This window comes from Flectobacillus roseus (assembly GCF_030056595.1).
Taxonomy (GTDB): domain Bacteria; phylum Bacteroidota; class Bacteroidia; order Cytophagales; family Spirosomataceae; genus Flectobacillus; species Flectobacillus roseus.
Genome location: NZ_JASHIF010000010.1, coordinates 330,257 through 344,616 on the forward strand (window position 1 = coordinate 330,257; position 14,360 = coordinate 344,616).

Annotated in this window: 10 protein-coding genes and 1 tRNA gene; 10 read left to right on the top strand and 1 reads right to left on the bottom strand. The window is 38.7% G+C overall.

Translation table 11 applies throughout. From position 1 onward, the window contains the following. Positions 1-47 precede the first annotated feature (47 nt). Complete coding sequence (locus QM524_RS13830; RefSeq protein ID WP_283345050.1) at positions 48-1,055, top strand: sugar kinase; 1,008 nt, start codon at positions 48-50, stop codon at positions 1,053-1,055. Here the strand turns inward: QM524_RS13830 and QM524_RS13835 are convergent. Continuing rightward, entirely contained in the window at positions 1,052-2,503 is a 1,452-nt protein-coding gene (locus QM524_RS13835) for an aminotransferase-like domain-containing protein (protein WP_283345051.1), read from the bottom strand. The genes QM524_RS13830 and QM524_RS13835 overlap by 4 nt on opposite strands. A gap of 111 nt (positions 2,504-2,614) precedes the next feature. Here QM524_RS13835 and QM524_RS13840 point away from each other — a divergent pair, with 111 nt between their 5' ends. From QM524_RS13840 to nrfD, 9 genes are all read left to right on the top strand, one after another. Further along, a complete protein-coding gene (locus QM524_RS13840; RefSeq protein WP_283345052.1) occupies positions 2,615-3,259 on the top strand; it encodes a pyridoxamine 5'-phosphate oxidase family protein in 645 nt (214 codons plus the stop codon). Positions 3,260-3,399: 140 nt separating this feature from the next. Next, positions 3,400-4,587, top strand: a complete 1,188-nt coding sequence (gene uxuA / locus QM524_RS13845; protein ID WP_283345053.1) for a mannonate dehydratase — start codon at positions 3,400-3,402, stop codon at positions 4,585-4,587. Between the two features lie 265 nt (positions 4,588-4,852). Next, entirely contained in the window at positions 4,853-5,794 is a 942-nt protein-coding gene (locus QM524_RS13850; RefSeq protein ID WP_095161128.1) for a purple acid phosphatase family protein, read from the top strand. A gap of 282 nt (positions 5,795-6,076) precedes the next feature. Next, complete coding sequence (rpsL, locus tag QM524_RS13855) at positions 6,077-6,499, top strand: 30S ribosomal protein S12 (RefSeq protein ID WP_095161129.1); 423 nt, start codon at positions 6,077-6,079, stop codon at positions 6,497-6,499. Between the two features lie 150 nt (positions 6,500-6,649). After that, positions 6,650-7,117, top strand: a complete 468-nt coding sequence (gene rpsG / locus QM524_RS13860) for a 30S ribosomal protein S7 (RefSeq protein WP_095161130.1) — start codon at positions 6,650-6,652, stop codon at positions 7,115-7,117. 221 nt (positions 7,118-7,338) lie between these two features. After that, positions 7,339-7,412: transfer RNA gene (locus tag QM524_RS13865), tRNA-Cys, on the top strand. Positions 7,413-8,466: 1,054 nt separating this feature from the next. Then, the gene (locus QM524_RS13870; RefSeq protein ID WP_283345054.1) at positions 8,467-9,669 is read left to right on the top strand and encodes a c-type cytochrome; all 1,203 of its coding nucleotides are present in this window, start codon (positions 8,467-8,469) and stop codon (positions 9,667-9,669) included. A 103-nt stretch (positions 9,670-9,772) separates the two neighbouring features. Then, positions 9,773-12,826 carry a TAT-variant-translocated molybdopterin oxidoreductase gene (locus QM524_RS13875; protein WP_283345055.1) on the top strand — a complete coding sequence of 1,018 codons (3,054 nt, stop codon included), beginning with the start codon at positions 9,773-9,775 and terminating at the stop codon, positions 12,824-12,826. A 74-nt stretch (positions 12,827-12,900) separates the two neighbouring features. Further along, a complete protein-coding gene (gene nrfD / locus QM524_RS13880) occupies positions 12,901-14,307 on the top strand; it encodes an NrfD/PsrC family molybdoenzyme membrane anchor subunit (RefSeq protein WP_095161133.1) in 1,407 nt (468 codons plus the stop codon). Positions 14,308-14,360: the final 53 nt, after the last annotated feature.

The following is a 14,360-nucleotide window of genomic DNA, read 5'->3' on the forward strand; positions in this document are numbered from 1 at the left end:
TATCTTTCGGAAAGCTATGTCTAATAACCATTAAGGAATCTGGAATCATGAAAAAAGTAATCACCTTTGGCGAAGTTTTGATGAGATTAACTACGCCTAATTTTGCAAGATTTTCACAGTCAGATGCTTTCAATATCAACTTTGGTGGTGGCGAGGCCAATGTGTCATCTTCTCTTGCAATTATGGGTATTCCTGCAAGTCATGTAACAGTTTTTCCTGATAACGACCTTGGTTATGCTGCTCGCACCACCTATCTCAAATACGGTGTTGGTACTGAGTTTATGCAAATGAAAGGAAATCGTATAGGGATCTATTTTGTAGAAAATGGTGCCGCTATGCGCCCATCAAAAGTAATATACGACCGTTTTGATTCTGCTTTTGCACTATTAAATCCTGCTGATTTTGATTGGGAAACAATCTTTGCTGATGCACAATGGTTTCACTTTACAGGAATATCTCCTGCTATATCTGCCTCGGCTGCTGAAGCGTGCTTACAGGCTGTCAAGGTAGCTCGTCGGATGGGTTTGACTATTTCAGCCGATGTTGGTTATCGTAAAAATCTTTGGCAGTGGGGTAAAAAGCCAAGTGAGGTAATGCCTGAGCTAATCTCGCATTGCGATGTGATTATTTGTAGTAAAGGCGATGCCAACGATATGTTTGGGATTACGCCAAATGATGAAAAGGGTAGTTTTAAATCTATTTGTCAGCAGATTTTAACCCAATTTCCTCAAGCAAAATTTGTATTGAATACCAAAAGAGGTCAAATTTCAGCTTCGCATAATACCCTTTCGGGGCAGTGTTGGAATGGTACCGAAATGATCAAAACAAAAACTATCGATATACCGAATATTGTAGATCGAATCGGCGGTGGCGACGCCTTTATGGCAGGTTTTATTTATGCTTATATTACATTTCAAGATATTCAAAAAGCATTAGAGTATGGTGTGGCAGCATCAGCCTTGAAACATACTGTGGAAGGTGATTTTAATTTGGCTACTTTACAAGAAATTGAAATGGTCGTGAAAGGCGATGTGAGTGGTAAACTCAAACGTTAATCTGACATTATTTTTTTTAGAATTGACATAGATTCTTCAATCTCAGAAAGATTCATAGAGGCAAAACCAATTCTACAGGCATTTAAAGGCTTATATGCGCCTCCATTTGGTAAGTATAAGCCTTTTTTATGGGCTTTATCCGATAATAACGCTAAAGGATATTTTTCCGAGAACTTCATCCAGATTGCCATTCCACCTTGCGGTTTTTCGAAGGAGACTTTTTCTCCAAGCTCTTTTTCAAATAACTCACAGGTAAAATCTCGACGCACACGATATTCTTTGAGCGCCTTGGTTACGTGGCGTCGGAGTGTGCCATTTTCCAATAAGTCAGCCAAGCATGCTTCAAGTATAGTATCTCCTTGTCGGTCAATAATTCGTCTTATTTTACCTAATTCTTCTATAGTTTCGGGGTTAGCAACTACATATCCTACTCTAAAAGTTGGTGCTATTAACTTAGTAAACGAACCAATATAAATAACTCTTCCATGTGTATTAGCACTTGCCAATGGTAACACTGGGCGATTGGCATAATGAAAATCATAATCATAGTCATCTTCGATAATCCAAAAATGATACGTTTCAGCGAGTTGCAATAAATGCAAACGACGTTCAGGTTTGAGCGTAACAGTAGTCGGATGATAGTGGTGTGAGGTAACATATACCATCCGAATTGGATGCTTCTGACAGAGTTTTTCTAAGGCAATAGTATCTAAACCATCTTCATCCACAGGGATTGTCATCACTGTTGCCCCAAAATGCTCAAAAGTCAAGTTGGTTGCTTGATAACTTAGCTCACCAACCATAACCAAGTCGCCTGAACGGATAAAAGCATGAGCCACCAAATAAATTCCCATTTGACTTCCTCGTGTGCTTAGGATATGTTCGGCAGTGATGGAAAGCCCTCTGGTTTGATTGAGTAATGCTGCCAAATTTTCTCGAAAACGGCGTAATCCATAAACCTCTGTATAATTTAATAGAGCTGGTTCGGCGTAGTTTATATAATGTGCATAACGTTTGGCCAATGCCTCTCGAGGCGCCAAACGTGGATCGGGCAAGCCATCGTTGAAGGCAAGACGATGTTGAATTAATTTAGGTAAAAATAATCCCGAAGCTCGGTTGGTCAGGATACTATCCTTTTCGCTCGCTTCACTTATTTGAGTAGAAATAAATCCTTTTGCTTGAACAATTGGAAGTTGATTACTCACAAAAACGCCCCTTTTCGGTAAGATTTCAATCCATCCTTGCGATTGTATATCTTCATAAGCCTGAATTACGGTCTGACGATTTATTTCTAATAAATCAGCCAATGGACGAGAACCCAAAAGTTTATACCCTTTTGGAATAATACCACTTTGAATATGCTGAATAAAAGCATTGGCAAGCTGTACATACAAAGGCACTGCCGAACTGCGCTCTAACACCAAAATTGACTTATATGGAATTTGCATCTGGACTGTTTTGCTATTTATAACTGGACTAATGAACTAAGCCAGTAAAGATAGAAATTTGTAACATGATTTATCAACATATCTGTTAACAATCCACATTTACAAGAACTTATGGAAGAGGTTAATTTAAAACCAAGTCGATTAGCAAAAAGAGCCAGCTATGACTCCGATCAAATTTACAGTATCCTCGACGAAGGATTGGTTTGTCAAGTAGCTTACGTAGAAAATGGCAAACCAATGATGATACCAACAGGATATTGTCGAATAGGCAATAAACTTTATATCCATGGCTCGGTTGGGAGTCATTTTATGCGAAGTCTCGCAGATGGTCGAGAGGTGTGCCTATCGGTTTCATTGTTGGATGGTTTGGTATTAGCTCGCTCGGCTTTTCATCATTCGGTCAATTATCGCTCTGTGGTGGTATTTGCACAAGCTGAACTTATCACCGATGCACAAGAAGCATGGGATGCTTTAGAAGCCTTTACTGAACACGTTATCAAAGGTCGCTGGGCAGAAGTTCGTGAGCCAGATGCTTCCGAAATGAAGAAAACTATGGTTTTGGCCTTTTCGTTGGAAAAAGCTTCGGCTAAAGTACGAGTAGGGAATCCAAGTGACGATGAAGAAGATTATGAGTTACCAGTTTGGGCGGGAGTTTTACCATTAAAGCAAGTTGCGCAAGCCCCAATTACAGATCCACTTATGCGTCATCAAACACCAGTGCCTGATTATGTAGCAAATTATTCTCGTGAAAAATAAGCTTTAATCTCTAAATCAAAGAGGGCAACTTGTTGCCCTCTTTCCTATTCTTTAAATCTTTCTTGGGAATGATTGGGTAAAAAAAAACAAAGATTGCCTTTATAAATTAATCGCATCTTTTCATCCTAATCAATCTTAAAATGCCCTTAGAACAAACATTTCGTTGGTTTGGTCCAAAAGACCCTGTATCATTGGCGCATATTCGTCAGGCAGGAGCTACAGGTATCGTAACAGCACTTCACCATCTACCCAATGGCGTAGTATGGTCTTTGGAAGAAATTTTAACTCGTAAAGCCGAGATAGAAAAAGCAGGACTTAATTTTTCTGTAGTCGAAAGCGTTCCTGTACACGAAGACATTAAAAAGCGTTCTGGTAATTATTTGCAATACATCGAAAATTACAAACAAAGTTTGCTAAACCTTGGCAAAGCAGGCATTGATACTGTGTGTTACAATTTTATGCCTGTATTGGACTGGACTCGTACCGACTTGGATTATCCGTTGGCTGATGGTTCGACCGCCCTACGCTTTGATGCTACCGAATTTGCAGCTTTTGAAGTATTTATTCTAAAAAGAAAGGGTGCAGAAGAAAGTTATACAGAAACGCAATTGCAAAAAGCCCACACTTGGTATAATCAAGCAAGTGAAGCAGCCAAAACCAAGCTTATTCGTAATATTATTGCAGGTTTGCCAGGAAGTGAAGAAAGCTTTACCGTAGAGGAATTTGCTGCTGTATTAGGAACCTACAATGAAGTTGGAGATGCAGAGTTGCGTGCCAATCTTTATGAATTTATCAGAGCTATCACTCCAGCAGCAGAAGAGGCAGGCATTAATCTTGCCATTCACCCTGATGATCCTCCTTATCCTATTTTGGGCTTGCCAAGAGTGGTAAGTACCGAAAGCGATGCACAACAATTATTAGCAGCTTATGAAAGTACTAATAATGGTCTTTGTTTCTGTACAGGAAGTTATGGTGTTCGTGAAGATAATGATTTAGCGGGTATGGTTGAACGCTTGGGAAGTCGTATCAACTTTATTCACTTACGTGCTACCAAACGTGATGCCGAAGGCAATTTCTATGAAGCAGACCACCTCGATGGCGATGTAGATATGTATGGTGTCATGAAAGGTCTGGTTTTAGAACAACGCAAACGCATTTCAGAAGGTAGAACAGATTATCGTTTGCCTTTCCGTCCAGACCATGGGCATCGTATGTTAGATGACTTAAATCCTGAAAAACGTACCAACCCAGGTTATACTGCCATTGGTCGTTTGCGAGGATTAGCTGAGCTTCGAGGATTAGAATTAGGAATCGCTAGAAGTTTATAAAATCTTAAGCCTATGCCCAAAGCATAGGCTTTTTTATTCTAAATTTAGGGAAAAACTCTATTTGTATTACTCTAATAATATTGTATTGTTAAATCCTTGCAGATAGTCATAGAATATCCTCAATAGAAGTCTAATTTTGATAGACTATTGAGTACAACTTTAAGATTATCTGTGTACTATCGACAATTGACAGTGAGAATGCTTGAATATTAGTGTTTTCTCAAGTAGATTGTCGAGGTACATAAACTTAATTTTCTGAAAAATTATGAAAAAAGTATTTTACCTACTAGCCAGTATATGTTTGTTGGCTACCAATGCAGAAGCACAAGAAGTGCAGAAGATTGATGGCGCTTTGAAGTTTTTGGTGATGGGCGATTGGGGACGTGTTGGTGAAGACCACCAAAAGCCTGTGGCTGATCAGATGGGAAAAGTTGCAAAACAAATCGGTAGTGAGTTTGTCATTTCTACGGGTGACAATTTTTACCCAAGAGGTGTTCAAAGTGAGTTTGACCCATTATGGAAATATTCTTTTGAGGATATCTACACAGCTTTCTCCTTGCAGTGGGACTGGTATCCTGTTTTGGGAAACCATGACTACGGTGGCAATCCAGATGCTCAAGTTGCCTATTCAAAAATTAGTCGTCGTTGGCGAATGCCAGCCCGTTACTATACTAAAACCTTTCAGATAGATGGAGGCAACGAAGTATTAGTAGCATTTATAGACACGAACCCATTGATTCCAGATTTTTATAAAAATAAAGATTATGGTCCCAATGTAATCAGCCAAGATAGTACAGCTCAAAAAAAATGGTTGGATAAGGTATTGTCAACAAATTCTCCAAAAGTAAAATGGAAATTGGTAGTAGGGCATCATCCTTTGTTCACGGCTACTGAAAAACGAAGAGAAAGTTACGATACCAAGGCCGTAAGAGCATCTTTGAAAAGTGTTTTGGATAAGCATCAAGTAGATGCCTATATCTGTGGACATGATCATGACTTACAACATTTATTACCACCACCCAATAAAACACACTATTTTGTGTCAGGGTCGGCTTCAGAAAGTACCGCTATTGGGACATTACCTATTAGTAAGTTAGCTAGCAACGAATATGGCTTTATGGTGTTTTCGGTGACCAGTAATAAACTCAACGTTCAAGTAGTAAATCAAGACGGGAAAGTCATTTACACAACAGAACTTACCAAATAAGCTTCAAAAGATTAAATCAAAAGCAAGGGGATTTTGTGCTACAATTGTCACAAAATCCCCTTGCTTTTTTATGACGAAAATGTGCTAATTGTTACAAAGCCCTAATTCTGAGATAATTATTAAACGTATTGAGAAAATAATTGTATCAAACCTTTTGTTTATCAGAGACTTTACGTAATTTTGCACCCCTGATTTGAGCGACTATCAAATGAATTTCTTAGAAAAGTGCAGTTGAAATCATTCAAATTAGGAAAGTGTATCTCTCAATAACAACAAGACAAAATGCCAACTATACAACAGTTAGTACGTAAAGGTAGAGAGCAAATGACTTGGAAGTCAAAATCTCCAGCCTTAGATTCTTGTCCACAACGTCGTGGCGTTTGTACAAGGGTATATACTACAACGCCAAAGAAACCAAACTCTGCGATGCGTAAAGTAGCCCGTGTACGTTTGACAAATGGTAAAGAAGTAAACGCATACATTCCAGGTGAAGGTCACAACTTGCAAGAGCACTCAATCGTATTGATTCGTGGTGGTCGTGTGAAAGACTTACCAGGGGTTCGTTACCACATTATCCGTGGTGCATTGGATACTGCAGGTGTTAACGGTCGTCGTCAGCGTCGTTCTAAATACGGTGCTAAACGTCCTAAGCCAGGTCAGGTTCAAGCTCCAGTAAAAGGCGGAAAAGGCGGTAAGAAAAAGTAATTTGAAAATTTGAAAATTCGTCAATTTGAGAATGTGAAAAATTCGTTTTCAAATTTTTCTGATTATCATATTTCCAAATTCAACAACCAGTCCAGTATGCTAAGTTAAGAGCAGAAGCTTGGGCTATCATTAAAAAACTTAACAAATCCAATGAGAAAGGCAAAACCAAAGAAAAGATACGTGTTACCTGATCCTAAATTTAGAGATGTAATGGTAACTAAGTTTGTTAACAACTTGATGTACGATGGTAAAAAATCAACGGCATTCAACATTTTTTACGGTGCATTAGACAAAGTTGAAGATAGAACAAAAGAAAACGGTTTGGAAACGTTCAAAAAAGCTTTGAACAACGTAATGCCAGCTGTAGAAGTAAAAAGCCGTCGTGTAGGTGGTGCTACATTCCAAGTACCAACAGAAGTACGTGCAGATCGTAAATTGTCAGTAGGTATGAAGTGGTTGATTCTTTATGCTCGTAAGCGTGGAGAAAAAACAATGGTAGATCGTTTAGCTGGTGAAATCATCGCTGCTGCTAAAGGTGAAGGTGCTGCTGTTAAGAAAAAAGACGATACACACCGCATGGCGGAAGCGAACAAAGCGTTCTCACACTTCCGTTTCTAATTCTAATCAAGTTAACAACACTCAGAGATACACACACGAAGGCAAACTCAGCAATGGGTTTGCCTTTGCTTTTGTTATAAAGCTAAATTTTTAAAAACCTAGTATCGTATTAGGTGTAATTACTGTTTGAAAATCAGTGTTTTATAAAGTATTTGCGATTTTTTGCTTCAAAAGTTTGGTAAATGCCTTATGAATACCTAATTTTGCATTCCAAACAAAAGGGTCTTGTGGCCGAGTGGCTAGGCAGAGCTCTGCAAAAGCTTGTACAGCGGTTCGAATCCGCTCGAGACCTCCAAAAGCGTAACTAGTAATTCTAGTTGCGCTTTTTTTGTTCTACGATTTCTAAAGTAGAAAACAGATAAGTCAAATTGTAGATTGGAAAAACAATTTAATACTTAAGTTAGTGGGCAAAATAGAATTTAATTTTTGTGCCTAAGGCATTCAGGTATCAGCTTTCGGCGGTGGGCTTTGGAAAAAAGCATAGCTGTGGTTAATAAAAACATTTTAACACTCTGTGCCTTGTGCCTGTTGCCTTGTCCCTAAACACATAACTTAAATATTATTCTGCTCGATTACTTAATCATCTTTCTTTCTAAGTACTTCCTCTCATTAGCCTCTTCTGTAAATGGTTAGCTAACATCGATGAATTTAGCTAGAAGCCTAGCTTTTTAACGCTTGCATGAAATTCTCCCAATTTAGAGCGAGCGTGTACAAAGAGTAAAAAAAGCTTAGTTTTATCTTTCCTCATTGGCATTATTTTTCATAACGAACGTTAAATTCTTCTATGTCAATTAGTAAGTAGTTTTAGTATTTTTCCAAGAATTGGTATTTCATAAAGATTATCAAATCTATCATATTACTATGCTATTTCATTTGAATAAAATTCGAGAAAAAAAATGATAAAAATCATGCTGAAGTACACAAATTGAACAGTGACAAGGATGGTGAATTCAAAAAAATGAGCTAAATTCGAAGGTTTTATTTATAAGATAAATGGTCTTATAAATGCCGAATAAGTAAGGCTGAATGAATTAAAATGAACTAGCTGATTTTGTGGAAATTATGTAGGATATTTTGAAGCCGTATATTCAACAAAATTGTAAATAACTTAGAATTATTCTAAATAGTTCACAACTATACTAATTTTGCTGAAAATCAATAATAAATAAATTGGTTCGTAATTATTCCGATTGTACTTTTGTGACCCGAAATAGTGTGTTTCTTCTAGTTTTTTGCCTTAGTTTTTAGATTGAAAAGTTTAAAAATAAATGGAAGTCTCAGATTATTAGGTAAATAGTTTGGCGTAGTACTTAATTATTAAAATTAGTTTATAGATTCTTATGATAACCATGAAACGCTTGAAAATTGTTGCTTTGACAATGCTACTGGGAATGTTTGCCTCGGTTGTAAGAGTAAATGCTCAGGATGTAGCAGAAGGAGAGCAAATTTTCAAAAACAACTGTGCGGCTTGTCACAATACAAGTGCAGAACCTTTAGTGGGGCCAGGCCTTCAAGGTGTAGGTCAGAGAAGACCGTTGGATTGGATTGTAAAGTGGGTTCACAACCCTCAGGCAGTTATCGCCAGTGGTGATAAATATGCTAACGATCTTTACAACAAGTTTGGTAAGGCTCAGATGACGGCATACCCGAATTATTCGGAAGCCCAAATTAAGAGTGTACTTGCTTACATCGAGGCACAAAACGCAGCTCCAGCGGCTCCAGCAGCAGGTGCAGCTCCAGCGGCAGGTGCAGCAGCTCCAGCAGCTGAATCTAACGGCGGCATGTTACAGTATATCCTAATCGCACTTCTTGGCGTGATGGTGTTGGTATTGGTTGCTTTGTTGTCAATTGTTACTACGCTTTCTAAATTGGCATCAGTGTCGGCTGAGGAAGCTGAAAGTATTCCATTGTTACAAAGAATTGCTGAAAATGGTAAAAAATTAGCGGCAAATAATGCTTTCAAGACAGGTGCAGCGCTTTTGATTACTTTATTGATTGGTAAAGCTACAATTGATGCAGCTTATGGTGTAGGTATTCACCAAGGCTATGCTCCTGAACAACCGATCCATTTCTCTCACAAACTTCATGCTGGTGATTATCAAATCAATTGTGGATACTGCCACACAGGTGTTTACAAAGGTAAAGGTGCTAACGTTCCTTCTCCAAACATCTGTATGAACTGTCACAACACAATTAAGCGTGAGTCTCCAGAAATTCAAAAAATTTACCGTGCTATCGAGAAAGATGAGCCAATCCAATGGATTCGTGTTCACAACTTGCCTGATTTGGCATACTTCAACCACGCACAGCATACAAACGTAGCTGATTTGGAATGTCAAAACTGTCACGGTGAAATTCAGAAAATGGAAGTAGTTGAACAACGCTCAACATTGACTATGGGTTGGTGTATTGACTGTCACAGAAAAACTGACGTAAATACAAAAGGCAACGCATACTATGATAAGCTTGTTGAAATTCACAATAAAGAAAACAAAGAGCCTTTGAAAGTTGCTAACATCGGAGGTTTGGAGTGTTCAAAATGTCACTACTAAGAAGTCAAATGTCAGAAGCAAAAAACAAAAACGTTTTTCTTGCTTCTGACTTGTTACTTCATTTTAATATTCAATAGTTTCTGTTTATACTATTATAATATATATGGAAAATACTACAAAAAGGTATTGGAGAGGAATTGAGGAGTTAACTAACGATGCTGAGTTCGTTAAATATGCAGACCGTGAGTTCGGTGATGCCCCGTCAGCAGACGAAAAAGAAGGTGCTATCTTTGATGGTACAGGATCTCATCGTCGTGATTTCTTAAAAGTGTTAGGATTCGGTATGTCAGCGGTAGCGTTGGCAGCTTGCGAAGCTCCAGTTAAGAATACGATTCCGTACTTAAATAAGCCAGAAGATGTTGAGCCTACTATCGCTAACTGGTATGCTTCAACTTTTGTTGATGGCGGAGAATACGCTTCTATCTTGGTAAAGACTCGTGAAGGTCGTCCTATCAAAATTGAAGGTAACAAAGCTTCTTCTGTATCAAAAGGTGCTCTTTCGGCACGTGCTCAAGCATCAGTATTGAGTCTTTATGATAACGAAAAATTAAAAGGGCCTCAAATTGCAGGTAAATCTGCTAATTGGGCTTCTATAGATAAAGAAATCATCTCTGGATTAGCTAAAGGTGGACAAATCAGAATTGTAACAAACTCTATTTTGTCTCCTACTACAAAGAAAGTTATTGGTGATTTTATCGCTAAATACCCAACTACTAAGGTTGTTACTTACGATGCAAACTCATTGTCAGGTTTAGTAGCAGCTAACGGTGTATTACCAAGTTTTGATTTCAGTAAAGCAAAGACAATCGTTTCTTTGGGTGCTGACTTCTTAGGAACTTGGATTTCTCCATCTGAATTTGCTGCACAATGGGCTAAAACTCGTCGTGTATCTTCTGCAAAAGATGGTAACAAAGAAATGTCTCGTCACTATCAGTTTGAGACAATTATGTCTAACACTGGTGCTAACGCTGATTACCGTGCAACATACAAGCCATCTCAAGAAGGTTTAGTTGCAACAGCTCTTTACAATGCAGTTGCTGCGAAAGTAGGTGCTCCTGCATTGTCAACTTCAGCTGTAAAAGTTGAGTATTTGGAGAAAGCTGCTGCTGATTTAGTTGCATCAAAAGGTGCTTCAATCGTAGTATCTGGTTCAAATGACGCCTCAGTTCAAGCTGTGGTAGCTGCAATCAATGGATTGGTTGGTGCTTATGGTACAACAATTGATTTAGGAACTCCAGCAAACTACCGTCAAGGTTCTGATGCTGAAATGAATCAGTTCATCAACGAAGCTAAGTCTGGTGCAATCGCTGCGGTTATTTTCTACAACGCAAACCCAGTTTATAACCACCCTCGTGGTGCTGAATTGGCTGAAGCACTTCCTAAGATTGCTTTAACAATTGCAACAAACGATAGAGCTGACGAAACAGCTTCATTAGTAAAATATAACACTCCTGACTCTCACTTCTTGGAGTCTTGGAATGATGCTGAGCCTAAAAAAGGGTATTTTTCATTGACTCAGCCAACTATTTCAACTATTTACGCAACACGTCAAACACAATCTAGCTTATTAACATGGGCTGGTTTGAATGCTGATTATGCTGCTTACTTGGAATCTAACTGGACTAGCAATATCTTAAAAGCTGGTAAAGTACAATGGTCACAAGTATTGCATGATGGCGTTTATGAGTTTGGTTCAACAGCTAGTGCTGCTGCTCCTGCTGTAAACTTGGCTGATGCTACCGCTGCTATCTCAAAGAACTACAAAGCTTCTTCTGATAAATTAGAATTAGCAGTGTATGAGAAAGTAAGTATGGGTACAGGTTCTCAAGCAAATAACCCTTGGTTGCAAGAATTGCCTGAGCCAGTTTCTAAAGCTTGTTGGACAAACTATTTGGCAGTTTCTCAAAAAACAGCTGCTGAATTGAAATTAGAACAAGACAAAGAAGCTGAATTGACTATTGGTGGTAAGTCTATCAAATTGCCAGTATTGGTTCAACCAGGTCAGGCAAATGGTACTATCGCTGTAGCTATCGGTTACGGACGTACAAAAGCTGGTAAATCAGCTGATGGAGTAGGTGCTAATGCTTATCCTTTCATCTCAACTGTTAATGGTACGTTAGCATTCTTCAATACTGGAGATGTAGCTATCAAATCAACTGGAGAAGAGGTTAAAATTGCTCAAACACAAACACACAATACTGTAATGGCTCGTGAGGCTGTTGTTCAAGAAACAGTATTGTCTGAATACAAAAAGAATGTAGAAGCAGGACGTTTCAAGCCAGAAATCTTAACAGCTGAAGGCAAGAAAACTGCAACTGATATTTCATTGTGGAATGGTCACAAATACAACAACCACGCTTGGGGTATGGTGATTGACCTTAACACTTGTACTGGATGTAGTGCATGTGTTGTGTCTTGTTCTGCAGAAAACAACGTTCCAGTTGTAGGTCGTCAAGAAGTTATTAACCGTCGTGAAATGCACTGGATGCGTATCGACCGTTATTATTCTTCTGATGCAGATGTTGAAGACTTAAAAGGATTGGAAGTAGCTTCTGAAAACCCAGAAGTTGTATTCCAACCAATGTTGTGTCAACACTGTAACAATGCTCCTTGTGAAACTGTATGTCCAGTATTGGCTACTACACACTCTACAGAGGGCTTGAACCAAATGACTTACAACCGTTGTATCGGTACACGTTATTGTGCAAACAACTGTCCATATAAAGTACGTCGTTTTAACTGGTTCCGTTATTTCCAAACTGACGATTTCGATTTCCATTTGAACAATGACTTAGGTCGTATGGTGTTGAACCCAGACGTAACAGTTCGTTCACGTGGTGTAATGGAAAAATGTTCAATGTGTGTTCAGCGTATTCAAGCTGGTAAATTGGAAGCTAAGAAAGAGAAGAGAAGACCAAAAGATGGAGAAATCCAAGTGGCTTGTGCTCAATCTTGTCCAACAAACGCTATTACGTTCGGTGACATGAATGATCCAGAATCAGAAATCTCACAAGTACTTGCTGCTGAGAAAACTGGTCGTTCGTTCGGTGTGATTGAAGAAATTAACGTTAAGCCAAATATCTCTTACTTAGTAAAAGTACGTAACAAAGAAAGAGAAGGAAAAAAAGCTGAGGGCGAAGCGAAAGAACACGCATAAGTAAGAAATTTAGAGAGGGTGAAAGCCCTCTCCTATTAGAAAATAACGAATTTAAAACTATTAAATCTTAAAATATGTCGCACGTAGTATCACCAATAAGAGAAACCCTCGTAGGAGGTGGTAGATCTTATCACGATGTAACACAAGACATCTGCAAGCAAGTTGAAGGTGAACCAACGAAAGAGTGGAAAATTGCCTTTTCTGTGTCTTGTGTGATTTTCGCCTATGGTGCCTATTGTTTAGGTTACACATGGTGGCAAGGAATTGGAGTTTGGGGTTTGAACAAGACCGTAGGTTGGGCTTGGGATATTACAAACTTCGTATGGTGGGTAGGTATCGGTCACGCTGGTACACTTATCTCAGCTGTATTGTTATTGTTCCGTCAAAAATGGAGAACTTCAATTAACCGTGCAGCAGAAGCGATGACGATTTTCGCCGTATTATGTGCTGCTTCATTTATCTTGGCTCACATGGGTCGCCCTTGGTTGGCTCACTGGGCATTACCACTTCCAAATACTTTTGGTTCACTTTGGGTTAACTTCAACTCACCATTGGTTTGGGACGTATTTGCTATCTCAACTTACCTTTCTGTTTCGTTAGTGTTCTGGTACTTAGGTCTTATTCCTGACTTGGCTACAATTCGTGACCGTGCTCAAACTAAGGCTTCTAAATTCTGGTATGGTTTGTTCTCTGTGGGTTGGACTGGTTCTGCTAAAACTTGGGCTCGTTACGAATATGTGTCTTTGATTTTGGCTGGTATTTCTACTCCACTTGTACTTTCTGTACACACGATTGTATCAATGGACTTTGCTACTTCGGTTATTCCGGGATGGCACACGACAATTTTCCCTCCATACTTCGTAGCTGGTGCTATCTTCTCTGGTTTTGCCATGGTACAAACCTTGTTGTTGGTAACACGTGTAGTATTTAAGTTGGAAGATTACATCACAATGGAACACATTGAAATGATGAATATCATTATCACTGTAACAGGTTCTGTTGTAGGTATTGCTTACTTAACTGAGTTTTTCATTGCTTGGTACTCAGGTGTAGAATACGAAAGCTATTGTTTCATTAACCGTGCATTTGGTCCTTACTGGTGGGCTTATTGGATGATGATGACATGTAACGTAATCTCTCCACAATTATTCTGGTTCAAAAGTATTCGTACAAACATCCTTATCTCATTTATCCTTTCGGTAGTTGTGAACGTAGGTATGTGGTTCGAACGTTTTGTAATCATCGTTTCTTCATTGCACCGTGACTATATTCCATCTTCATGGGCAATGTTCTCTCCTACGATGTACGATATTGGTGACTATATTTTCTCATTCGGTTTATTCTTTACATTATTCTTCTTATTCGCTAAGTTTTTGCCAGTAATCAACATGGCAGAAGTGAAATCTGTAATGAAAGGTGTTTCTTCAAACTACCCATTCAAGAAGAAGTCTGAAGGAGGAAAAGAATCAGTTACTCATTAATAATTATTCAAAAGAGATGGTGCAGTGCAAATCTGCACCAATTCTAGCTTTTG